The organism is Ferrovibrio sp. GW821-FHT12F09 (assembly GCF_058806775.1).
Genome location: NZ_JBXAPZ010000002.1, coordinates 356,952 through 378,468 on the forward strand (window position 1 = coordinate 356,952; position 21,517 = coordinate 378,468).

Consider the following 21,517-nt stretch of genomic DNA (forward strand, 5'->3'; position numbering starts at 1 on the left):
TGAAAGATGGTAAGCGCCGGTCAGCGCTGAAAAATGTTGCGCAAGTCATAAGCCCCGGCCCCGCCCTGTCAAGCGTCCAGCGAACCGGCCGTCCCCAGAAAATCGACCCAACATATTGAAAATAAACAGCATTACAGGCTGAACAGTTCTCCCGCTCCGCCAGGTTTGTCCACAGCGCGGCCCGGCTGCAGCCTGCGGAAATGCTTGGCGGCCCACTGAAGACAGGGTAAACTTCGCCTTAACGAATTTTGGAGGTTTCCAGAATGGAAATCAGCGGTGTTAAAGGAGAGCTGTACATGGTTGGCCTGAAGGCCGCCCGTGACAGTCAGCTTGCCGTATTGAGCGCTGTCAGCGCCGGACTGGAAAACGTCAAGGCGATCACGGCTGCTTCGGCGGCTGGCGCACGCCCCAAGGCGCCTACTGCATCCGGCGTCGGCGCCCAGGTCGACATCTCGGTTTAAACTCACTGCCCAGCAGACATGAAAAAACCGGCCATTGGCCGGTTTTTTTTGTTTCTCCGCGAGGTCTGCGGCTTATTTGCTGTCAAAGGCACCGGCACGGATCGTATCGGGCAGCTTCTCCAGACCATGCGCCGTTACGGCCTTGCCGAACAGCGAGGTGAGTTCTGCCAGCGCCATGCTCATGGCAATGGCCGCCACGACTTCGCGGCTGATACCGCCATTCACCAGGGCTTCCCAGGTTGCGACGAAGGACTCGCGCGTCACCTTGCTCTGCTCTTCTTCGTTCATCGCCATGGGTATTCCCCTCTGTTTTGCGAATCGGCGTTGTTCTTAGCCAACGCCTTCCTCGCATATTTTGGTTTATCGAACGTAAATGCGGCGTCCAGTGGCAAGCAGCTGGGGGCAATTCTAGCAGACAAGCCCCTTTCCGACCTATGGCATTCCGCGGCTGCGAAACGGGGCCAGCATGCCCTGCATCATCACCCGGCCCCGGGCCACCAGATCGGCAGCGGTGGCACCGCGCGGTACGCGGCAGAGCTGGACGGCGGGATACCACGGCGTCCGGACCCCGGCCTCGCCCCAGTACCAGAGCTGGCCCCAGTCCTGCCGCAGCAGGATCAGGGTCGGAACCCCCAGCGCCGCCGCCAGATGGGCGGTGGCCGTGCTGACCGTGACCACGAGGTCGAGGGCAGCAATCTGCGCGGCCTGGGCATCGATATCGGCCAGCGGATCGATTTCAGCATCCTGCAGCACCTGCAGACCCGCCTGCGCCTGCAACTCGGCGATGTCGCCGGCCGCCGCGCCATACTGCAGCGACACATAGGTTGCATCGGGCTCCTGGAGCAGCGGCTGCATGTCGAGCAGCGACAGCGACTTGTTGCGACCGGTGCGCGGATTGCGGCTGCTCCACGCCACACCGATCAGCAGCTTTTTCCCGGTCGCCTGATACCGGTCGCGCAGCAGCGTGCGCCGTTCGGGAGCCGCTTTCAGATAGGCGTTCGGATGCGCTGCGAAACTGGCCATGTCCGGCCGGCACAGGGCGGCCAGATCCGCCAGTGGCCGCTGGCAGGCGAGACCAAGGGCGGCGACATCCAGTCTGCCGTCATCCGCCACGACGCGAATATCGGGAAATGAACGGGCGAACAGCGGCACCAGACGCGGATCGGTGGCCTGCACGATCGGCAATCCACGCGCGGCCAGTTCTGGCAGCACGGAGGCATAGAGAATTTCGTCGCCGATGCCCTGCTCGCGCCAGGTCAGCAACGGACCGGGCGGCGGCATATGGCCATCCCAGCGCGGCAGGCCCCGGCTGCCATCGGCGCTGCTCCAGTCGCGCGCTTTCGAACGCCAGGCATAATGCGCCCAGCCCTCGGCATAGCGGCCCTGCCGCAGCAGCAGCAGCGCCAGGTTGGTCTGCGTGACGGCATCCGCCGGATCGCGCGCGATCAGACGGCGATAGATCGCTTCGGCTTCTGCCGCATCGCCGCGCAGGTCGCGGATATTGGCCAGCGTGCCCAGCGTGGCAGCGGCATCGGGATCATGAGACAGCGCGATGGCCAAGGCATCCTCGGCCTGCTGCATGTTGCCGATATGCGCCTCGTAGCTGGCGAGATTTGCATAATTGGCTGCGTTGCCGGGATCGAGCGCAATCAGCTGGCGCAGGGCTGCAATCGCCTCCGGATACCGGGACAATTTCACGCAGGCGATCACAAGGTCGCTCCATGCACCGGTCAGTGCGGGATCATGCGCGACCACCTGCTGCAACACGGCAATGGCGCGCTCGTAAGCGCCGGTGCGCATCAGCGCCGCGCCCAGCCCGGAGAAAACAGCAAAGTCGCCCGGCTGCAGCGCATGGGCGCGCTCAAGCAGCGGCAAGGCCGCAGCATAATCCTGACGCTCCAGCAGCAGATGGCTGAGCAGCCGCAGCGCATCGCGGTTGTCGGGCATCGCATCGAGGGCAGCGCGGTAGTGTTGCTCCGCCTGCGTCACATCGCCGGTTCCCGCCGCCAGATTGCCGCGCAGCACATGCAGTTCAGCCGCCGGCAGGCCGGAGGCTGCCAGCAGATCGATCAGGCGCGTGGCGGATGCGGCAGATCGCCCGGTCAGCGCCTTGCGCGCCAGCTGCACCACATGGGGCATGTAGGCGGGATGTGCCGCCAGCAGGGCCGAGAGCGCCGTCAGCGCGGCCTCGGTCTCGCCCGCAGACCATGCCGTCACAGCCAGATTGAGCTGTGCATCGGTATCGCCGGGGGCAACGGTCAGCGCGGCCTGGAAATGCTGGCGCGCCGCCGGCCAGTCCTGTCGCTGCTGGGCCAGCAGGCCGAGCCCGTTATGGGCATCGGCCATGGCCGGCATCAGCCGCAGCGCCTGCGCATAAGCCGCGGCGGCGCCATCGCCATCGCCCAGGGCCCGACAGGCATTGCCAAGCGAGACATGATAGGCGGGCGTGTCGGGCGACAGCCGGATTGCCAGTTCGATCGCAGGCCTGCCCTGCGCCGGAAGGCCGGCCTGGTCGAGCGCCATGCCCAGCAGATGCAGGGCATCGGCATGGTCGGGCTGCTCGGTCGCAAGTTGCTGGTAAAGCGCGATGGCCTGGGCAAGCTGCCCGGACTGATGGTGCTGCATCGCAGCGGCAAGACGCTGCCGCCAGTCGGGGGAGAGACCGCCCATCTGCAGCCGGATATCAGCCTACTTGAGGCCGTCCATGATATTGCGGTTGATCTGGATCAACGCATCGACATCCTTGGAGATTCCCTGGGTAATCTTGTCGGTATGCTTGTTGACGAAGATGCAGATGTTGATCAGCGAGACCTTGAGGTCCTTGCTCATCCGGTTGGCTTCGTCCAGCACTTCCGGCATCAGATGATTCCAGACATCGCGGTTCCAGCCGATGGCATAGGCAATCTTGGCGACTTCGGCGGGGCTGCCGGTGCCCATCAGCGGGCGGACGTCCATCAGCGCTCGCGTCACCGCCGAAAACAGGCGGTACTCGAGCTGCCGCGGCGTCTCAAGGGTGTTTTGCGCTGTCTGGTAGGGGTTTGGTCCCGGCATCAAGCAATCTCCTCTCCACCTCGATCAGGCGGCGGGCCAGCTTCAGAAGATTGAAGTAATCCTTCTGGACCAGGGCCGCTCCGAGGGAGGCGATCACCGCATGAGTACTCGGCGCCGCCTTAACAAACTCCAAACTGGCCTCTTTAATCTGGGGGTAATACTCGTCGAACTTCTCTTCCCACAGATAAGCCAGCTGGCAGAGATAATAGATTTTCTTGGCCAGTGAATCGACATCCTCCAGCCGCATAATGTGCTTTTCGCGGAGGAAGGATGCTTTATTTTCGATAATGATGCTGGCTGATTTCGACAGGCTCAGCACCGCCCTGTTCAAAATGAACTTCTCACCGGCCTTGAGCGTGATGATAAGCGGCACGAGATCCGGAGGGGTCTGCGTCCCCTCCCTCCACTGTTGATGGGCCCTGAGAGAGGGCTATCCCGCTTCCGCAGCCCCGTCAAGGAATGCCGCCGGCAGGCCTTGGCCGAAAACCGAAAAGATAAAAAAAGGGGGCCATAAGGCCCCCTTTTCCGAAAGAGATCAGACTGCCGATTAACGGAACAGGCTGAGCAGGGTGTTCGGCTGCTGGTTGGCGATCGACAGCGCCTGGATGTTGAGCTGCTGGCGGACCTGCAGGGACTGCAGGGTGGCGCTCTCAGCGGCAACGTCGGCGTCAACCAGGGCGCCAAGGCCCTTCTTGGTGGCGTCGACCAGGTCGTCAACGAAGCCCTTCTGCAGCGTGATCGAGCGCGACTGCGCGGCGATCTGCGCCGAGATGGAGTTGACCAGCGATTCGAAGGTGCCCAGGCCCGAGACAGCGGCCGAGTAGCCGCCAGCCGAGGTGTAAGCAGCCAGAGTGACCGACAGGCCGCCCGCTTCGCTCGTCGCGGTCGACAGGTTGCTCGAATTCTGCAGGGTCAGCGTGGTGCCCGTCACGTCGGCCACGAAGGTGACCGCCGAGGTGGTGTCGCTGTTCAGCAGGTTCTTGCCGTTGTAGGTCGCCTGGTTGATGTAGTTGGTGATCTGACCGATCAGCTTGGTCACGTCGTTCTGATAAACGGTGCGCTGGTCAGTGGTCAGCGAGCCGTCGGCGAGGTTGGCGAACTTCGCCTTGATGTCGCCAACGAGGTTCGAGATGCCGCTCAGCGCGGCAGCGGTCACCTGGCCAAGGCCTTCGCCGGCAGCCAGCGAGGACTGCACCGAGGCATAAGCCTTGATGTTGCCACGGATGCCCTGCGCCACCGCGAAGACGGCGGCGTCATCGGACGCGTCGGCAACTTTGAAACCGGTCTGAACTCGCTTGGAAGTCTTGTCGAGGTCAGCGTTGAGGCCGCGCAGCGAGGACAGAGCGACGAGCGCGCCAACGTTGGTATTGACCGAATTAGCCATTGTGTTTCCCTTTCTAGGAAGTAGTTAGGCATGCCCTTTTTTAAGGACCGTGGCTTTTAAACCAGACCGGCGGCCATCTCGTCAACAGAAAAAATGGGTGACAGGCGGGAAAAATGGAGCATTACCAAATCTTTACCAATTATTCACCATATCGCTTCCGTTAGGGAAGCCTCTGCTCCGCACACGAATTATACTGCCTTGGCGGGTGGCAAATGACTGTTTTACTACAATAAAATCTACCTTTTGCGGTCCTCAAAAGCCCGAGTCACGACCTGGATCGGCCCGTCCCAGCTGCCCGGACTGATCTGTCGGCAGAGTGTAACAGTCGGGTACCACCGGCTGTCAGCCCCTTCTGCCGGCCAATACCACAGCCGTCCCCGCCCTCTGGCCAATAGCAGGTGGCAGGCGATTCCAAGGGCTCCGGCCACGTGAACGGCGGTATTGCTGACCGTCACCACATGATCCAGTGCTGCGACCTGGGCGGCAAAGCCGTCCATATCAAGCAGGCCATCAAGGGCCGGATCGTGATGCAGCGTCACGCCGCGCTCGCCCAGCCAGGCCAGATCACTGGCCACATCGCCATACTGCAGACTGACCCAGAAGATGTCGCGCCGTTGCAGCACCGGCAGCAGATCCGGCAGTGGAATGCTCTTATGGCCGCCGATACTGGTATTGCCGCTGCGCCACGAGATGCCTGCAATCACGCGCTCAGCACCGGCCATATCACGATAGACCGCGCGCAACTGCTGCTGCCGCAGGCCATCGGCCTGCAGATATCCGCGTGCCGGCAATGCGGCGAAATCGGTTTCCTGCAATCGCAGCCACTGCCCCATGCTGCCGAATGGCGCCTGCGCGACGGCATCAACGGGCGCGCCGCGTGCAACAACGCTGACTTGCGCGCCGGTCAGACTGCGCGTGAACAATGCAACCAGACGCGGATCCACAGCGACGATGACCCGCTGGCCACAGCGCCGCGCCGCATCGGCCAGCATGGTGCCATATAGAATCTGGTCGCCAACGCCCTGCTCGCCCCACAGCAGCAGAGGGCCATCCAGGCGCTGGCCGTTCCAACGCGGCAGACCGAGACTCCAGTCCCGTTCCGTATAGGCCGGATTGCGCCAGCGCCATTCATACTCGCGCCAGCCTTCGGCATAGCGGCCATTGCCGAGCAGAAACAGCCCATGATTCATGCGCGCCGCCGGCCAGTCCGGCGCAAGCGCCAGCAGCCGGTTGAACTGCGCCGCCGCACCCGCGCTGTCGCCGAGATCTTCCCACAGCAGCATCGCCAGGTTGTTACGCGCCGGCAGATGGTCAGGCTGCAACCTCAGCGCGGTTTCAAAAGCTTCGCGCGCGGCAGAAATCTCGCCACGGTCGCGCAGCAGATTGGCAAGATTGTAATGCCCTTCGATATAGGTCGCATCGAGGCGGATGGCATCGCGATAGGCCACTTCAGCTTCAGCCGCTCGCTGCAGGGCCAGCAGCGCGTTGCCAAGGTTGCCGTGGAACATGGCAGCATCAGGCGCCTGCTGCAGAGCCTGCCGGATCAGGTCGACAGCAGCCTCATGCTGGCCTTGCTGGTCCCGCAGCACCCCGAGCAGATGCAGGGCATCGGCCTGCATCGGCATCTGCTGCAGTACCGACAGATAAGCTGCCTCCGCGCGCACCAGATCGCCGGCGGCATGATCGGTTGCAGCCTGCTGCAGCAATACCTGCCACGAGATACTCATGCCGCGCCTCCCTGCAACCGCTCATCGAGCGCTGCGCCGACCTGCGCGATGGTCGCAGCCCAGTCTTCGCTATGGCCCGGCGGCTGGCGGAACAGACGGACCTGCGGATACCAGGGACTGTCGCTGCGATCGAGAAACCAGTACCACAGCCGACCGAGGCCGCCGGGCAGCACGATCCAGCAGGGCTGGCCCAGCGCGGCCGCCACATGCTGGCCGCTGCTGCTCACCCCGATCACCAGATCGACGGCGGCGCACTGGGCGGCGAAGCGGTCGATATCGTTCATGGCATCCACGCTGTCATCATGCAGGATATCGACGCCAAGCGTCTCCTGCACCTGACGGCGCTCCTCCGCCGTATCGCCATACTGCATGTCAACGAAGAGAATGTCCGGGCGCCGCAGTACCGGCGCCCAGTCGCGCAACGGCACACTCTTGTAGCCGCCCATGCGTACATTGCCGCTGCGCCAGATCAGGCCGACGGTGAGTTTCCGTCCATGGCTGCGATACCGATGGCGCAGTTCGGCAACCGCATCGGCATCGGCACGCAGATAAGCCGCCGGTGCCGGGAAATCTGCCAGGCTGGGCCGCAGCCACAGGCCGAGTTCGCCCAGGCCGATCTGTACATCGGCCTGCCCCCTGAATCGCTCCAGCTCGCCTTCCCGCGCCGCTTCCACCGCCATCTGCGGAAAGGACCGGCGGAACAATGGCACCAGCCGTGGATCGCAGACAAAGATGAAGGCAGCCCCGCGCGCCTGCAACGCGGGCAGCATCGCGGCATAGATGATCTGGTCGCCGATGCCCTGTTCTCCCCAGACCAGGATGCGTTGGCCGGCACGAACTTCGCCATCCCAGGCCGGCAGCATCGCCCGGAAGGCGGCGCCGCGCGGATCGGGCAGCCGCACATCGGTGCGCGCGCGATAGCGCGGCCAGCCCTCGGCAAACCGGCCAAGCGACAGTTGCAGCACCGCAAGCTTGAGTTCCACCTCGGCCAGCATCTCCGGCGTGCGGCGGCGCGTGGCCTGCAGCGCCGCACCATAATCGGCCAGGGCACGCTCATAGTCGCCGGCATATTCATGCACGGTGCCGCGATGGGCCAGCACGATGCAATCGTCGGGCGAAAGCAGATTAGCCTGTTCTGCCGTTGCCAGCGCCTCGGGGAAACGGCCGGCGAAGGACAGCGCGGCCGAATAGTTCACCAGAGCATCGAGACGGTCCGGCCGCTGCGCCAGGGCACGCTCCAGATAGGGCCGCGCATCATGGGGACGCTGCTGCTTCATCAGTACGGCGCCGAGCGTGATGAGCGCTTCAAGCCGGTCCGGCTCCTGCGCCAGCACGGCCATCAATTCGCGCTCGGCTTCGCTGCGCGCTCCGGGTGTGTCTTTTTTCAGCAGCGTGCTGGCATAGGATTCGCGATAGCGCAGATCGGCAGGCGCACGCGCCATGGCCTTGCGATGATGCATGATCGCATCGGGATAGCGGCCGAGATTGCCGAGCGCACGCGCCACCAGATCACGCAGATCGGCGACATCGGGGTTGGCCTGGATGGCCGTGGCAAACTGTTCCAGCGCGGCCTGGTCGCGCTTCAGCGCCAGCAACGCCGTACCCAGACCGCGCCGCGCCGCCGGATCGGCCGGCGCCAGCGCCACGGCGGACTGGTAATGCGGCAATGCAGCCGCAGCATCGCCGTCATCCTGCAGCAGGTTGCCCAGATTGATATGACCCTGCGCATAGGCCGGATCGAGGGCCAGGGCCTGACGATAGGCCGCCATCGCGGCCGGCCGGTCGCCGGTGCCCAGCAGCGCCGTGCCGAGATTGCCATGGAATTCGGCAGCCTGCGGCGATAACACGATGGCGCGGCGGATCAGGGCAACGGCATCGGCTGGGCGGCCTTCCTGGTCGGCGATCACGCCAAGCAGATGCAGCGCATCGGCCTGATCGGGCAGCACCTGCAAGGCGGCCTCGTAGCTCTGCCGGGCTTGCGCCAGGTCGTTGCGGCCATGGGCAGCGACCCCGGCCATCAGCAGACGGGCGGCTTCGGATTTCGCTTCAGCCGTGGCCATCGAGCGCCCCGTTCACCGCATCGAGAAGACCCGACCAGTCGCCGGGCGAGTGCTGACGCATCAGATGCAGGGAGTCGTACCATGGCGTGGTTTCGCCATGGCGCGGCCAGTACCACATGCGACCACGCCCGTAAGGCAGCAGCACCCAGCAGGGCTTGCCCAGGCCGCCGGCGAAATGAACGGTCGAGTTGCTGGTGCTGACCACGCCATCCAGCGCCGCGATCTGCGTTGCCAGACCCTCAAGGTCGTTGGTTGCGTCGATCTCCGGGTCCTGGTGCACCACGATGCCCTGACGCGCCGCCAGCTTGGCGATTTCTCTTGCCACATCGCCATATTGCAGACTGACCCAGACGATGCCGGGCCGCTTCAGGATCGGCAGCAGTGTTTTTAGATCGAGACTCTTGTAGGCGCCGATATGCCAGTTGATGCTGCGCCAGGACAGGCCCATCAAACGGTCGCCCGGCTTGCCCAATGCTGCATAGCGCGCCCGCAATGTTGCCGCGCGCGCCTCGTCCACGTTCAGATAATGGCCGCCATTGCGTTCTTCACCCTGCAACCACTGTCCCATGCTGCCGAACGGGCATTGCAGATCGGCCTGCATGGTCGCGTCGCGTTCGATCACACGCACCCGGTCCGATGCCAGCGCCCGCGCGAAAACCGGCACCAGCCGCTTCTCGACAGCAATGGTCACCAGTCCTGCGGCCCGTTTGATCGCAGCCGGCAGCATCGTGCCATAGAGGATGTGGTCGCCGATGCCCTGCTCGCCCCATAGCAGCAGATGCTTCCCGGCCAGCGGCGCGCCGTCCCAGCGTGGCAGACCGACGCCCCAGTCGGGTTCGCGATAGCCATTGAAATCCCAGCGCCCCTCGAATTCGCGCCAGCCGCGGTCGTAGTCCCGGTTGGACAGCAGGAACAGACCGAAATCCATCCGTGCTTCGGCGTAGGCTGGATAGCGCGCCAGCAAATCCTCGAAACAGGCGCGCGCGGCTACCGTATCGTCGGTGAGGCTCAGTGTGTAGGCGAGGTTCTTGTGCGCCTTCATGAAGCCCGGCTGCAACTCCAGCGCCTTGCGGTAATAGGCCACGGCCTGATCGAACTGTTCGCGCTCCAGCAGATCGTTGCCGATGCCGTTCAGCGCCGCCACATCGCGCGGGTCGAGCGCGAGTGCGGCCTGAAAAGCGCTCAGCGCGCCCGGACGATCGCCGGCGCTGCGCCGCGCGATGCCCAGAAAGCTGTTGGCTGTCGCATGATCGGGCGCCAGGGCCACGGCGCGCTCGAGATAGGGCACGGCTTCAGTCGCCGCGTCGCGGTCGATGCGGCAGCGCGCCTTTTCCAGCAACAGCTCGGCATCTTCGGGCAGTACTGGCATCAGACGATCCAGCACTTCCTCGGCCTGCTCGGGCCGGCCGGCCTGGCGCCAGGCCATGGCGAGCAAGCGCACGGCATAGGCATCCTGCGGCATCTGCACTACGGCTTCATCGAAATAACCGGCAGCCAGCTCGTAATGGCCTTCGGCATTCGCGATCAGGCCGAGGCGAATCTTCGCCCGCCGATTCTGCGGATCGACTTTCAGCACCAGACTGCAGGCATGGCGCGCGTCATCGAAACGACGGCCGGCCTGGAACGCCTTGGCCGCGGCCAGCGCTTCATTGATTTTCCGGATAATATGATCGGGCTGCATGATAATATGCCGATGTTTATGCCATGACCGTTAAGGGATTCGTAAGCCCCCGACTGCGGTCAGGCCCCGTCCCGGGAGAATGTCCTGAGCGTTCCCGAGTCCATGCCCACCAGCGCAGACCTGTCCAGCGCCCGCGCACCGGAACGGCTGGCCGGCCCGGCCGCCTTCACCGCCGCCCTGCTGCGCGATTATTCCGGCTATTTCCTGTCGCTTGGCATGCTCACCCTCGGTAATCTGCTGCTGCTGCCGCTGATCACCGCGTACCTGTCGCCATCGGAGCTGGGCCTCTACAGCCTGATCGAGGCGGCGCAGGTGCAAGCCGGCACGCTGGCCATGCTGGGCATGAAATTCGCCTATCTCTACTATTATGCACAGCACCCGCCCGAGCAGCGCCCCGTCCTGCTCGGCAACGCGCTGCTGCTCACCATCACCGCCAGTCTTCTGATCGGCCTGCTGCTGGTTTTGCTGTTTTCCAGCGCGTCGGTCATGGCCTATTTCGACGCGGCGCCGTTGCCGATGGCTTGGCTGTTGCTGCCACCGCCGCTGTTCGGCGCGGTACAATCCATGCTGCTGACCGAATTACGCGCCAGCCGCCATATCTGGCTCACCGGCGCCATTGCCATCGCCCAACTGGTGCTGCTGCTGCTGCTCAGCACCTGGCTGGTCGCCGGACTGGATTACGGATTGTCCGGCCTGCTGATCGCACAGGCCGTGTCGCTGGGATTATCCAGCCTGTTCGCGCTGTCCATGGTGGGACGCCGCCTGTCTCTGAAAATCCGTGGTGACGAAATGGCACGGCTGCTGCGGTATGGCGTGCCGCTGATGCTGGGACTGATGCTGCGTTACAGCCTCGATACACTCTGCCGTTTTCTGCTCGCCGCCATGATCTCCATCGAGGCGGCTGGCCTGTTCCTGGTGGTCAATCGCATCACCCTGCTGTTCGAAGGCCTGCTGGCCCTGCCCTTTTTCATGGCCTGGGGCGGCCTTATGCACCACGCCCTACGCCGTCCCGAAGCCGCACAGATCGTCAGTCGGGTGACCAGCCTTGCCCTTGCGGCGGCGGCACTGCTTGCTCTCGCTGCATTGGTTGCACAACCGCTACTGTCGGGACTGCTGGCCCATGATCCCATGCCGCAGATGGCAGGGCTCTATGCGCTGCTGCTGCTGTCGCGCGTGGTCATTACCGTGAAATCGCCACTCACCAGCGGCATCCTGCGAACCGGTCGCACCGGCTGGTCGGTCAGCAACAACCTGCTGGCGCTCGGAATATTCCTTGCCACAGTCTGGCCGGCTGCACGTCTGGCCGGACTGGAAGGCGTGGCCGGCGCGATGCTGCTGGCCAATCTGGCAAGCACCGTTACTCTGACTGTCGCGGCCTGGCAGCATTGCCCACAACGCATAACAGCATCTGCACTCGCGCTGAGCGTGCTGCTGATCGGCGGTTGCGCAGCCATGATCCTCTGGGGGCCGTTGCCGGACTGGCTGGCCGTTGCCCTGGTGCTGGCTGCCATTCCGCCGGCCATTCATATGGTGCGTCACGCCACCGTCACCGATCCGCTATAGTGCTGCCGCATGACGATTCGCAATCTCGACAAAATGTTCGCACCGCGCTCGGTCGCCGTCATCGGCGCCTCGGACCGGCCGGGCAAGGTAGGGACTGTCGTGCTCGACAATCTGGTGCAGGGCGGCTTTGCCGGCGCGGTCTGGCCGGTTAATCCGAAATACCGCAACCTGCAGGGACGGCCCTGTTATGGCAGCGTGACCGCCCTGCCCAGCGCACCGGATCTGGCCGTCATCGCCGTGCCGCCCGCACAGGTCCCGCCGCAGATCGAGGCCCTGGCGGCCATGGGCTGCCGCGCCGCAGTCGTGCTCACCGCCGGCCTCTCGGCCGAGACCACGGCCGATGGCCGTACGTTGCAGCAGGCGATGCTGGATGCCGCCAAGCCGCATCTGCTGCGCATCCTGGGACCGAATGGCATCGGCCTGCTGGTGCCCGGCCTGCGCCTGAATGCCAGCTTCGCCCATACCAATGCCGAGGCCGGACAACTCGCCTTTGTCAGCCAGTCCGGTGCGCTATGCACCATCGTGCTCGACTGGGCCAAGCAGCATGGCATCGGCTTCAGCCATTTCCTTTCGGTCGGCGACAGTGCCGACGTGGATTTCGGCGACATCATCGATTATCTCGCCAGCGATCCGCAGACGCGTGCCATCCTGCTGTATATCGAGTCCGTCAAGAACGCGCGCAAATTCATGTCGGCGGCCCGCGCAGCCGCCCGCACCAAACCGATCGTCGCCGTAAAATCGGGACGCAACGCACGCGCTGCGCAGGCCGCAGCCTCGCATACCGGGGCGCTGGCCGGTGGCGATGATGTTTACACAGCCGCATTGCGACGCGCCGGTATCCTGCGGGTGGACGGCATCGAAGAACTGTTCGAGACCGTCGAAACCCTGGCGCGCAGCCGCCGCCTGCCGGGCGAGCGTCTGGCCATCGTGACCAATGGCGGCGGTCCGGGTGTGATGGCGGTCGACGCCCTGATCGAACATGGTGGCCTGCTGGCGGAACTGAACCCCATCACCGTGGCGGCGCTCGACCGGGTGTTGCCGACCACATGGTCGCATGCCAACCCGGTGGATATTATCGGCGATGCACAGCCCCAGCGGTATGCCGCAGCACTGCATGCGGTGATGACCGATCCCGGCGTCGATGCCGTTCTGGTCATGCACGCCCCGACCGCGATTGCGCCGCCGCTGGCGCCGGCCGAAGCGGTGATCGCAACCGCGCGCGGCACCACGAAGAATATCCTCACCTGCTGGTCGGGCGGCGATTCCGTGCTGCCGGCACGCAAGGCCTTTGCCGAAGCGGGACTGGTCTCTTATGACACGCCCGACGCCGCGATCCGCGCCTTCACCCATATGGTGGACTATCGGCGCAACATGAAAAACCTCATGGAAACACCGGCAGAGATGCCGCAGGATTTCCAGCCCGATCATGCCGCCGTCCGCACCGTGATCCAGACGGCGCTGGCAGAACAGCGCAGCATGCTCAACGAGATCGAAGCCAAGCGCATTCTCGCCGCCTATGGCATCCCGACCGTGCCGACCGCCGCCGCTGCAACCCCGGCCGATGCGGTTGCTGCGGCACAGCACATCGGTTACCCGGTTGCGCTGAAGATTCTGTCGCCCGACATCACGCATAAATCCGATGTCGGCGGCGTGGCCCTCAATCTCAGCAGCGAAGCAGAACTGCTGGCTGCCGCCGTCGCCATGCTCGAGCGCGTCCGCCAGCATCGGCCGCAGGCGCGCCTCGACGGCTTCACGGTTCAGGCCATGATCAGGCGGCCGCGCGCGCACGAACTGATCGTTGGCGCTCTAACCGATCCGATTTTCGGTCCCGCCATCATGTTCGGCCAGGGCGGTGTGGGGGTCGAAGTGATCGGCGACCGCGCCGTGGCCCTGCCGCCGCTGAACATGCATCTGGCCCAGGATCTGATCGACCGCACCAAGGTCAGCCGCCTGATGGCCGGATATCGCGACTTTCCGCCGGTCGACCGCGATGCCCTGGCCGCCCTGATCATCCGCGTCGCCCAGATGATCGCCGATCATGCCGAGATCGCCGAACTCGATATCAATCCGCTTTACGCCGACGACCAAGGCATGATGGCGCTGGATGCCCGCATGGTGGTGCGGCACAGCACGGTGACGGGTCATGACCGTCTGGCGATCCGCCCCTATCCCAGCGGCCTGGAAGAAACCATCGAACTGCGGGACGGCGAAAAGGTCCTCCTGCGGCCGATCCGCCCCGAGGATGAACCCGCCCACGCCGAATTCGTCAGCCAGGTTTCGGCCGAGGATTACCGCCTGCGCTTTTTCTCGCCGATGCGCAGCCTGCCGCATTCGGAAATGGCACGCTTCACCCAGATTGACTACGAGCGCGAGATGGCCTTCATCGCCACACGCCTCAAGAGTGACGGACAGGCTGAGACCCTGGGTGTGGTGCGCGCGATCACCGACCCCGACAATCTGCGCGCCGAATTTGCCGTGCTGGTGCGGACCGACATGAAGGGGCAGGGCCTGGGCGAAATCCTGATGCGAAAGATTATCGACTATTGCCGGCAGCGCGGGACCCGGGAGATCATTGGCGACATCCTGCGCGAAAACCAGGCGATGCGGGCGCTGGCCACCGAACTGGGCTTCAAAAGTGCCGGCAGCCACGGGCATGATGTTGTCGAGGTCCGGCTGCCGCTGGCGTAAACCGCCGCAAAGCCCGGGATTGGCCGGGGTTGCCCGGACCCTGCCCCGCCACTATCTTAAGCGCCACCATGCAGGACCCCTTCGGCCGTTCGATTTCATACTTGCGCGTGTCGGTCACCGACCGCTGCGATTTCCGTTGTGTCTACTGCATGGCGGAAGACATGACCTTCCTGCCGAAAGCCGACGTCCTGAGCCTGGAAGAACTCGACCGGCTCTGCTCGGCCTTTGTGCGCATGGGGGTGCGCAAGCTGCGCCTGACCGGCGGCGAACCTCTGGTGCGCCGCGGCATCATGACCCTGATCGACAATCTTGGTCGCCACCTGAAAACCGGTGCGCTTGACGAACTGACGCTCACCACCAATGGCAGTCAGTTGGAAAAATACGCCGATGGCCTAGCGTCGGCCGGTGTGCGCCGCATCAACGTCTCGCTCGATACGCTGGATGCCGAAAAGTTTACCGAGCTCACCCGCTGGGGCAAGCTCGACAAGGTGATGGCCGGCCTGCAGGCCGCCAAGGCAGCCGGGCTGCAAGTGAAGATTAATGCCGTCGCCCTGCGCGGCGTCAATGACATGGAATTCAACGACCTGATCGCTTGGTGCGGCGATGAAGGCTTTGACCTCGTATTTATCGAGGTGATGCCGATGGGCGAGATCGGCGAAGCTGCTCGGCTGGACCAGTATCTGCCGCTGTCGATGGCACGCGGCCAGATCCAGCGCAAATGGACTCTCGAAGATACCGATTATCAAACCGGTGGTCCGGCGCGCTATTACACCGTGAAAGAAACCGGCCGACGGCTCGGCTTCATCACGCCGATGACGCATAATTTCTGCGAGAGCTGCAACCGCGTGCGCCTCACCTGCACAGGTACGTTATATATGTGCCTGGGCCAGAACGATGCCGCCGATCTGCGCGCACCGCTACGGATGTCGGAAAGCGACCTGCCCCTGGAAGCCGCCATCCGGGAAGCCATCGCCCGCAAGCCCAAGGGCCATGACTTCATTATCGATCGCCGCCAGGCCACCGCCGCCGTGCCGCGCCATATGAGCGTGACCGGAGGCTGACCAGACCGGCGGCTGATTAAGCGGCCGGCTGAGCCTCAGTCTTTCGACACTCCATCGGCCAGGGTGTACTGGTCGGCGCGGGCCTTGTAGCTGAAACCCTTGCGCAATCCCCAGGACGTCACCTCGATATGCAGCGGGATCAGCGCCTGGTCATCCAGCGCCATCTTCGAGCCCTGCTGCAACAGCGCCTCGCGTTTGGCGTTATCCACCGTGCCGATGGCCTGCTCGATGATCGTATCAAGCGCCGGGTTGGAGTAGCGGCTCTTGTTCGCCGTGCCGAAACCTTTCTCGCGGTTGACGGTGGCGACAATGGAACGCAGCGGGTTCGACATTTCGCCAGTACCGGCAGCCCAGCCGACCAGGCCGGCCGAATATTTGAATTCGTCACGGTTCTTGAAAAACACCGTGGCATTCACAGCGTCCACCTTGGCCTTGACGCCGATGCGGGTCCATTGCGAGGCAATCGCCTGCGCCACTTCGGCATCGTTAATATAGCGGTTGTTCGGCGAACCGATGGTGATGGTGAAACCGTTCAGGTAACCCGCCTCGGCCAACAGCTTCTTGGCGCGGTCGGCGTCATATGGATCGGGCCTGGCATCCGGGCGGGTGCCGAACATCGGGCTGGGCAGGAAATCGCCCACCGGCTTGCCCAAGCCTTCCATGATGCGGCTGGCAATCGCCTCGCGGTTGATCGCCAGCGACAGCGCCTTGCGCACGCGCACGTCACGCAGCGGATTCTTGCCGTCGGTATCAGGGATGCCCGCGGTCGGCTCGCCCACATCCAGCGAAATATAGATCAGGCGGTTCGACACCACGTCGCTGATCTTCAGGTTGGGATTCTCGCGCAGCTTCTTCATGTCGGCCGGCGGTGGATTCTCGATCATGTCAACGTCGCCGGCGAGCAGTGCGGCAACGCGTGCGGCATCGTTCGACATCGGGCGGTAGATGACCCGGTCCCATTTCGGCTTGCCGCCCCAGTAATCCGGATTGGCCGCCAGCACCAGCCGGTTGCCGCGTGTCCATTCGACGAACTTGTACGGTCCTGTGCCGGCCAGGCCCTCGCCGCGGTTAAGCGCTTCGGTAGCAAGCCCCTCGGCGAGATCGGCTTTGGCCGACTTGGACGACATGATGGCGACGCGACTCAGGTCGTTGGGCAGCAGCGGTGTCGGCCCCTTGGTGATGAAATGAATCGTGTGATCGTCGATCACCTTCACATCGGAAAAAGCGCGGGCAAAGACAGTAAAGGGCGACGGGCTGTTCGGCACCTTCCCCGTGCGCGCCATCGAGAAGACGACATCGGCTGCCGTGAAAGCCGAACCGTCATGGAACTTCACGCCCTTGCGCAGCTTGAATTCCCATGTGGTGTCGTCGAGCGCCGTCCAGCTTTCGGCAAGACCAGGCGTGAGCTTTTGCGTCTCGTCCTGCTGGATCAGGGTACTGAAAACCGAATAGGCAATCTGGTTATTGGCCGTCAGGTTGAAGTAATGCGGGTCCATGGAATTGGGCTCGGTCGACAGGCCAATCCGCAGCTCCTGCGCCCCGGCCGAATGCGCCGCCATGGCGACGCCCAGCGACAGCACTGTCGCAACCGCCAGCCGCTTCCAAACCGATACCGTCATGGCCGCAATCCTCTATTTCAGATCGATGCGATGAGCGAAAGTCTGCCCATCGGAAATGGTCAATTCCTCAAAGCCCAGCATACGGGCCAGGTCGAGGAAGGTCAGCATATCCTGCAGGCCGTTGTCGCGAAACACCGGCGCGCCTCGCGCAATGCTGGTCATCTGCGCCAGCACCGCCCGCGCCTGATACAGGCCGCGGAACCCGTTACCGATGGCGACGATAATCAGGCGCTCGAAGTCCTCGCCCTTGGCGAACATGACAAAGGTGGGCGGATAGGGCCGGGCATTCTGCTGGTAGGCCAACCCGGTGACAAAACCCAGGCGCACATCGCCCGATGCCTCCGGCATTACCACGGCGCGCGCCTTGTAGACCTCGCGGGATGTGAGCGGCGGATAATAGTAACCCGCATGGCGATCCTTTTCCGCCGCGTCAGCCATACCGGCCAGCAACAGCACGGCCAGGGCCTGGATGATGAAAACCTGTCTGAACCGACGCATCAGCATCCCACACCCCTGTAGCTGGCAATCCCGCCTTCGACGGCCGCGCCGAGGGCTGTCCGCCCCCTGCCCGGCTGGTTATACTGACCGCAGTTGCAGGTCTGAAGTCGCTCCAACCAAGGCTGGCGGGCACGTATCCCATGACGCAGTTTAACAAGATCGCCTTTGTTGCCGCCAGAGGCGATGCCGCCGAGGCCGCGCGCGCACGGCTGGCCGCACGCTATGGCGATGTGGCGCCGGAAAAGGCCGATGTGATCGTGGCGCTCGGTGGCGACGGCTACATGCTGCAGACCCTGCACCAGTATATGACCGGCCAGACGCCGATCTATGGCATGAATCAGGGCACGCTGGGCTTCCTGATGAACGAATACAGCGAAGACAGCCTCGTCGAGCGGCTGAACGAAGCCCAGGCCGCCACTGTGCATCCGCTGCGCATGCGTGCCACCACCGCCTCGGGCAAAAGCCATGAAGCGCTGGCGATCAACGAGGTGGCGCTGCTGCGGCAGACGCGCCAGACCGCCAAGCTGCGCATCCTGATCGATGGCCGCGTGCGCGTAGAGGAACTGGTCTGCGACGGCACCCTGGTGGCGACGCCAGCCGGCTCCACCGCCTATAACCTGTCCGCCCACGGCCCGGTGCTGCCGCTTTCGGCCGGGGTGCTGGCACTGACGCCGATCAGCGCCTTCCGACCGCGCCGCTGGCGCGGTGCCCTGCTCGGCCGCAATGCCACAGTGAAAATCGAAGTGCTGGAAACCGCCAAGCGTCCGGTCTCGGCGACCGCCGATTTCAACGAAGTGCGCGATGTGGTGAGCGTGGAAATCCGCGAGGCGCCGGATCTCAGCCTAACCCTGCTGTTCGATGCCGGCCACAGCCTGGAAGAGCGCATCCTCAACGAACAGTTCCTCTCATAAAAAAACGCCGCGGGATCGCTCCCGCGGCGTCTTTGTTTCCGGCTGTGCCGCGGTCAGTCGCGGGCGACGCCGTTGGCGACCGTGTACTGGTCGGCGCGCGCCTTGTAGCTGAGGCCCTTGCGGGTCGCCCAGGGCGTGATCTCGATATGCAGCGGGATCAGCGCCTGGTCGTCCATCGCCATCTTCGAGCCCTGCTGCAGCAGCATTTCGCGCTTGCCATTGTCGACGGTGCCGAGCGCCTGTTCGATGATTGCATCGAGCTGCGGGTTCGAATACCGGCCCTTGTTGGTGCCGCCGAAGCCCTTTTCGCGGATCGGCGTGGCGACCAGCGAGCGCAGCGGATCCGACATTTCGCCGGTGCCGGCGCCCCAGCCAGCCAGATAGGCAGAATACTTGAACTCGTCGCGGTTCTTGAAGAACACGGTGGCCGTGGTGGCATCCACCTTGGTCTTCACACCGATACGGGTCCACTGCGACGCCACCGCCTGTGCCACTTCGGCATCATTGATATAGCGGTTGTTCGGCGTGCCCAGCGTGATGCTGAAGCCGTTCGGATAGCCGGCATCGGCGAGCAGCTTCTTGGCCGCGTCGGAATTGAAGGCTTCCGGCTTGGCATCCTTGCGGGTACCGAACATCGGCGACGGCAGGAAGTCGCCAGTCGGCTGGCCCAGGCCTTCCATGATACGGCTGGTGATGGCGTCACGGTTGATCGCCATCGACAGCGCCTTGCGGACGCGCACGTCCTTCAGCGGATTCTTGTCGGTAACGTCGGTGATGCCCAGCGTGGCCGGCGTGCTGAAGCTGTCGAGATGGATGTAGATCAGGCGGTTCGAAACAGCCTGGCTGATCTTCACATTCGGATTCTCGCGCAGCTTCTTCAGATCGGCCGGCGGCGGATTCTCGATCATGTCGACATCGCCGGCAAGCAGGGCTGCCACACGGGCGGCGTCATTCGACATCGGGCGATAGATCACCCGTTCCCATTTCGGCTTGTCGCCCCAGTAATCCTTGTTGGCAGCAAAGACGATGCGGTTGCCGCGGGTCCACTCGACGAACTTGTAGGCGCCGGTGCCGACCAGGCCTTCGCCCTTGCCGAGCGCTTCGGTGGTCATGCCTTCGGCGACATCGGCCTTGGCGGCCTTGGACGACATGATGGCGACGCGGCTGACATCGGTCGGCAGCAGCGGCGCGGGCGCCTTGGTGATGAACTGCACGGTGAAGTCGTCGACCACCTTCACTTCGCTGAACGAGCGGGTGAACAGCGTGAACGGCGAGGGGCTGTTCGGCACCTTGGCCGGGCGCGCCATCGAGAAGACGACGTCGGCCGCGGTAAACGGCGAACCGTCATGGAACTTCACGCCCTTGCGTAGCTTGAATTCCCAGGTGGTGTCGTTGAGGGCCGTCCAGCTTTCGGCCAGACCGGGCACCAGCTTCTGGGTCTCGTCCTGCAGGATCAGGGTGTCGAAAATGGTGAAGGCGAGCTGGTTGTTCGGACCGAGATTGTGATAGTGCGGGTCCATCGCGCTCGGCTCGGTCGAAATGCCGATTTTGAGTTCCTGGGCCGACAGCATCGGCGCGGCCAATACGCCAGTCGTCAGCAGCAGCGCCGCGCCCAACGTTTTCCATCGCATCATCATCACGGATATCTCCTTTAAATGGCGCCTCGTTGCGCCAAACTGGGGACGCAGCTTGCCGATTCAGCCCGGGGCTGACAAGGCTTGGCTAGAGCACGAGTGCGAGTGCGAACAGGATCAGCGCACTACCGGCAATACGATTGATCCAGACCCGCGCCGTGCGACCGATCCGCTGTCGTAATGCCGCCACGCCGCCGCTCAAAACAGCCCACCAAAGCAGCGAACCGATGAAAACCCCGGCAACCGCCATGGCCGCTGCATCCAGCGTCGGATCGGCTGCCAGCCCCAGTCCGGCAAACAGGGCGGCAAAGGACAGAATGGTTGTCGGATTACTCATGGTCAGCACGAATGTGACAGCGAAAAGCCGCAGGGGCCGGCCAGCCTGCGGCAGGTCGGCGGCCGCATCGGTCACCGGACTGGTGATGGTTTTCCAGCCGAGCCAGAGCATAAAGGCTGCCCCCGCCCAATGCAGAACACCCTGTACCGGCCCGATACGGCCGGCCAGGGCGGCAAAGCCGGCTGCCGCCAGCGCGGCATACACGGCATCGGCCACGGCAGTGCCGATTCCGCCGCTGAATCCGGCCCAGAATCCGCCGGCCAGACTACGCTGGATGCACAACACGCCAATCGGTCCCACCGGCATGGCGACCGCCAGCCCGAGCAGGATGCCGCGCAGAAAAAGCTCTGAATCCGCCGTCACGTCCGGGGTACCGGGATCGCAATGGCCGCGGTTTCCTTGGCCGTGGACAGCACAATGATGCTCTGGCTGCGGGGAATGCCCGGCAACGCCTTGATGCGGCGGGCCACTAGGTCCTCCAGCGAGGCCAGGCTCGCCGTGCGCACCTTCAGCAGGTAGGACCAGTCACTAGCCACATGATGGCATTCCTGGATGGTGGGTTCTTCCCGCACCAGGGCCAGAAAAGCCGGCTCATGCTCCGGCCGTTCAATCAGGACATAGACGAAGGCGAGAACTTCGCAGCCGACGGCTACCGGGTCCAGGCGCGCTGTCCAACCAGCGATGGCGCCCTGCTTTTCCAGCTTTTTCAGCCGCTCGTTCACCGCCGAAACCGACAGGCCGATAACCGCCCCGATCTCTCCGTACGAACTACGCCCGAATACCTGAATATGCTCTAGTATTTTCCGATCAAAGTCGTCCATGCCGTGTTTTTATACGGCATG

At 63.9% G+C, this 21,517-nt stretch carries 18 protein-coding genes; 5 read left to right on the plus strand and 13 right to left on the minus strand.

Going from position 1 to position 21,517, the window contains the following annotated elements:
- Positions 1-296: 296 nt before the first annotated feature.
- Positions 297-461, plus strand: a complete 165-nt coding sequence (locus AC1ROB_RS14635; protein ID WP_492970401.1) for a hypothetical protein — start codon at positions 297-299, stop codon at positions 459-461.
- Between the two features lie 72 nt (positions 462-533).
- On the opposite strand, the gene AC1ROB_RS14640 is transcribed toward AC1ROB_RS14635, so the two are convergent.
- The 8 genes from AC1ROB_RS14640 to AC1ROB_RS14675 form a co-directional block, all read right to left on the minus strand.
- A complete protein-coding gene (locus AC1ROB_RS14640; protein WP_492970400.1) occupies positions 534-755 on the minus strand; it encodes a hypothetical protein in 222 nt (73 codons plus the stop codon).
- 138 nt (positions 756-893) lie between these two features.
- The gene (locus AC1ROB_RS14645; RefSeq protein ID WP_492970399.1) at positions 894-3,131 is read right to left on the minus strand and encodes a tetratricopeptide repeat protein; all 2,238 of its coding nucleotides are present in this window, start codon (positions 3,129-3,131) and stop codon (positions 894-896) included.
- A gap of 18 nt (positions 3,132-3,149) precedes the next feature.
- Positions 3,150-3,512, minus strand: a complete 363-nt coding sequence (gene flaF, locus AC1ROB_RS14650) for a flagellar biosynthesis regulator FlaF (protein ID WP_492970398.1) — start codon at positions 3,510-3,512, stop codon at positions 3,150-3,152.
- Positions 3,469-3,885, minus strand: coding sequence for a flagellar biosynthesis repressor FlbT (locus tag AC1ROB_RS14655; RefSeq protein WP_492970397.1), 417 nt, complete (start codon positions 3,883-3,885; stop codon positions 3,469-3,471). The genes flaF and AC1ROB_RS14655 overlap by 44 nt, the downstream gene beginning before the upstream one ends.
- Before the next feature lie 174 nt (positions 3,886-4,059).
- Positions 4,060-4,896, minus strand: a complete 837-nt coding sequence (locus tag AC1ROB_RS14660) for a flagellin (RefSeq protein ID WP_492970396.1) — start codon at positions 4,894-4,896, stop codon at positions 4,060-4,062.
- Between the two features lie 236 nt (positions 4,897-5,132).
- A complete protein-coding gene (locus AC1ROB_RS14665) occupies positions 5,133-6,623 on the minus strand; it encodes a tetratricopeptide repeat protein (RefSeq protein WP_492970395.1) in 1,491 nt (496 codons plus the stop codon).
- The gene (locus AC1ROB_RS14670) at positions 6,620-8,683 is read right to left on the minus strand and encodes a tetratricopeptide repeat protein (protein ID WP_492970394.1); all 2,064 of its coding nucleotides are present in this window, start codon (positions 8,681-8,683) and stop codon (positions 6,620-6,622) included. The genes AC1ROB_RS14665 and AC1ROB_RS14670 overlap by 4 nt, the downstream gene beginning before the upstream one ends.
- On the minus strand, positions 8,670-10,364 hold the full coding sequence (locus tag AC1ROB_RS14675; RefSeq protein WP_492970393.1) for a tetratricopeptide repeat protein: 1,695 nt from the start codon (positions 10,362-10,364) through the stop codon (positions 8,670-8,672). The genes AC1ROB_RS14670 and AC1ROB_RS14675 overlap by 14 nt, the downstream gene beginning before the upstream one ends.
- Positions 10,365-10,466: 102 nt before the next feature.
- Here AC1ROB_RS14675 and AC1ROB_RS14680 point away from each other — a divergent pair, with 102 nt between their 5' ends.
- The 3 genes from AC1ROB_RS14680 (at position 10,467) to moaA (ending at position 15,676) form a co-directional block, all read left to right on the plus strand.
- Complete coding sequence (locus AC1ROB_RS14680) at positions 10,467-11,927, plus strand: lipopolysaccharide biosynthesis protein (protein ID WP_492970392.1); 1,461 nt, start codon at positions 10,467-10,469, stop codon at positions 11,925-11,927.
- 9 nt (positions 11,928-11,936) lie between these two features.
- Complete coding sequence (locus AC1ROB_RS14685; RefSeq protein ID WP_492970391.1) at positions 11,937-14,615, plus strand: bifunctional acetate--CoA ligase family protein/GNAT family N-acetyltransferase; 2,679 nt, start codon at positions 11,937-11,939, stop codon at positions 14,613-14,615.
- 68 nt (positions 14,616-14,683) lie between these two features.
- Entirely contained in the window at positions 14,684-15,676 is a 993-nt protein-coding gene (gene moaA / locus AC1ROB_RS14690; protein ID WP_492970390.1) for a GTP 3',8-cyclase MoaA, read from the plus strand.
- 35 nt (positions 15,677-15,711) lie between these two features.
- Here the strand turns inward: moaA and AC1ROB_RS14695 are convergent, their stop codons facing one another.
- Both AC1ROB_RS14695 and AC1ROB_RS14700 read right to left on the minus strand, forming a co-directional pair.
- Positions 15,712-17,295: an ABC transporter substrate-binding protein gene (locus tag AC1ROB_RS14695; protein ID WP_492970389.1), complete on the minus strand. Its 1,584-nt coding sequence runs from the start codon at positions 17,293-17,295 to the stop codon at positions 15,712-15,714.
- A gap of 12 nt (positions 17,296-17,307) precedes the next feature.
- Positions 17,308-17,793, minus strand: a complete 486-nt coding sequence (locus AC1ROB_RS14700) for a molybdopterin-guanine dinucleotide biosynthesis protein A (protein ID WP_492970388.1) — start codon at positions 17,791-17,793, stop codon at positions 17,308-17,310.
- Positions 17,794-17,933: 140 nt separating this feature from the next.
- Between AC1ROB_RS14700 and AC1ROB_RS14705 the strand changes: the two genes are divergently transcribed.
- The gene (locus AC1ROB_RS14705) at positions 17,934-18,704 is read left to right on the plus strand and encodes an NAD kinase (protein WP_492970387.1); all 771 of its coding nucleotides are present in this window, start codon (positions 17,934-17,936) and stop codon (positions 18,702-18,704) included.
- Between the two features lie 53 nt (positions 18,705-18,757).
- On the opposite strand, the gene AC1ROB_RS14710 is transcribed toward AC1ROB_RS14705, so the two are convergent.
- From AC1ROB_RS14710 to AC1ROB_RS14720, 3 genes are all read right to left on the minus strand, one after another.
- A complete protein-coding gene (locus AC1ROB_RS14710) occupies positions 18,758-20,341 on the minus strand; it encodes an ABC transporter substrate-binding protein (RefSeq protein ID WP_492970765.1) in 1,584 nt (527 codons plus the stop codon).
- 85 nt (positions 20,342-20,426) lie between these two features.
- The gene (locus AC1ROB_RS14715; RefSeq protein WP_492970386.1) at positions 20,427-21,038 is read right to left on the minus strand and encodes a LysE family translocator; all 612 of its coding nucleotides are present in this window, start codon (positions 21,036-21,038) and stop codon (positions 20,427-20,429) included.
- Positions 21,035-21,496 carry an Lrp/AsnC family transcriptional regulator gene (locus AC1ROB_RS14720; protein WP_492970385.1) on the minus strand — a complete coding sequence of 154 codons (462 nt, stop codon included), beginning with the start codon at positions 21,494-21,496 and terminating at the stop codon, positions 21,035-21,037. Before AC1ROB_RS14720 ends, AC1ROB_RS14715 begins: the two co-directional genes overlap by 4 nt.
- Positions 21,497-21,517: the final 21 nt, after the last annotated feature.

Coding starts and splice junctions, on each gene's coding strand:
- AC1ROB_RS14635 (WP_492970401.1), top strand. CDS start 297: ATGGTTGGCCTGAAGGCCGCCCGTGACAGTCAGCTTGCCGTATTGAGC.
- AC1ROB_RS14640 (WP_492970400.1), bottom strand. CDS start 755: ATGGCGATGAACGAAGAAGAGCAGAGCAAGGTGACGCGCGAGTCCTTC.
- AC1ROB_RS14645 (WP_492970399.1), bottom strand. CDS start 3,131: ATGGGCGGTCTCTCCCCCGACTGGCGGCAGCGTCTTGCCGCTGCGATG.
- flaF (WP_492970398.1), bottom strand. CDS start 3,512: ATGCCGGGACCAAACCCCTACCAGACAGCGCAAAACACCCTTGAGACG.
- AC1ROB_RS14660 (WP_492970396.1), bottom strand. CDS start 4,896: ATGGCTAATTCGGTCAATACCAACGTTGGCGCGCTCGTCGCTCTGTCC.
- AC1ROB_RS14665 (WP_492970395.1), bottom strand. CDS start 6,623: ATGAGTATCTCGTGGCAGGTATTGCTGCAGCAGGCTGCAACCGATCAT.
- AC1ROB_RS14670 (WP_492970394.1), bottom strand. CDS start 8,683: ATGGCCACGGCTGAAGCGAAATCCGAAGCCGCCCGTCTGCTGATGGCC.
- AC1ROB_RS14675 (WP_492970393.1), bottom strand. CDS start 10,364: ATGCAGCCCGATCATATTATCCGGAAAATCAATGAAGCGCTGGCCGCG.
- AC1ROB_RS14680 (WP_492970392.1), top strand. CDS start 10,467: ATGCCCACCAGCGCAGACCTGTCCAGCGCCCGCGCACCGGAACGGCTG.
- AC1ROB_RS14685 (WP_492970391.1), top strand. CDS start 11,937: ATGACGATTCGCAATCTCGACAAAATGTTCGCACCGCGCTCGGTCGCC.
- moaA (WP_492970390.1), top strand. CDS start 14,684: ATGCAGGACCCCTTCGGCCGTTCGATTTCATACTTGCGCGTGTCGGTC.
- AC1ROB_RS14695 (WP_492970389.1), bottom strand. CDS start 17,295: ATGACGGTATCGGTTTGGAAGCGGCTGGCGGTTGCGACAGTGCTGTCG.
- AC1ROB_RS14700 (WP_492970388.1), bottom strand. CDS start 17,793: ATGCGTCGGTTCAGACAGGTTTTCATCATCCAGGCCCTGGCCGTGCTG.
- AC1ROB_RS14705 (WP_492970387.1), top strand. CDS start 17,934: ATGACGCAGTTTAACAAGATCGCCTTTGTTGCCGCCAGAGGCGATGCC.
- AC1ROB_RS14710 (WP_492970765.1), bottom strand. CDS start 20,341: ATGATGATGCGATGGAAAACGTTGGGCGCGGCGCTGCTGCTGACGACT.
- AC1ROB_RS14720 (WP_492970385.1), bottom strand. CDS start 21,496: ATGGACGACTTTGATCGGAAAATACTAGAGCATATTCAGGTATTCGGG.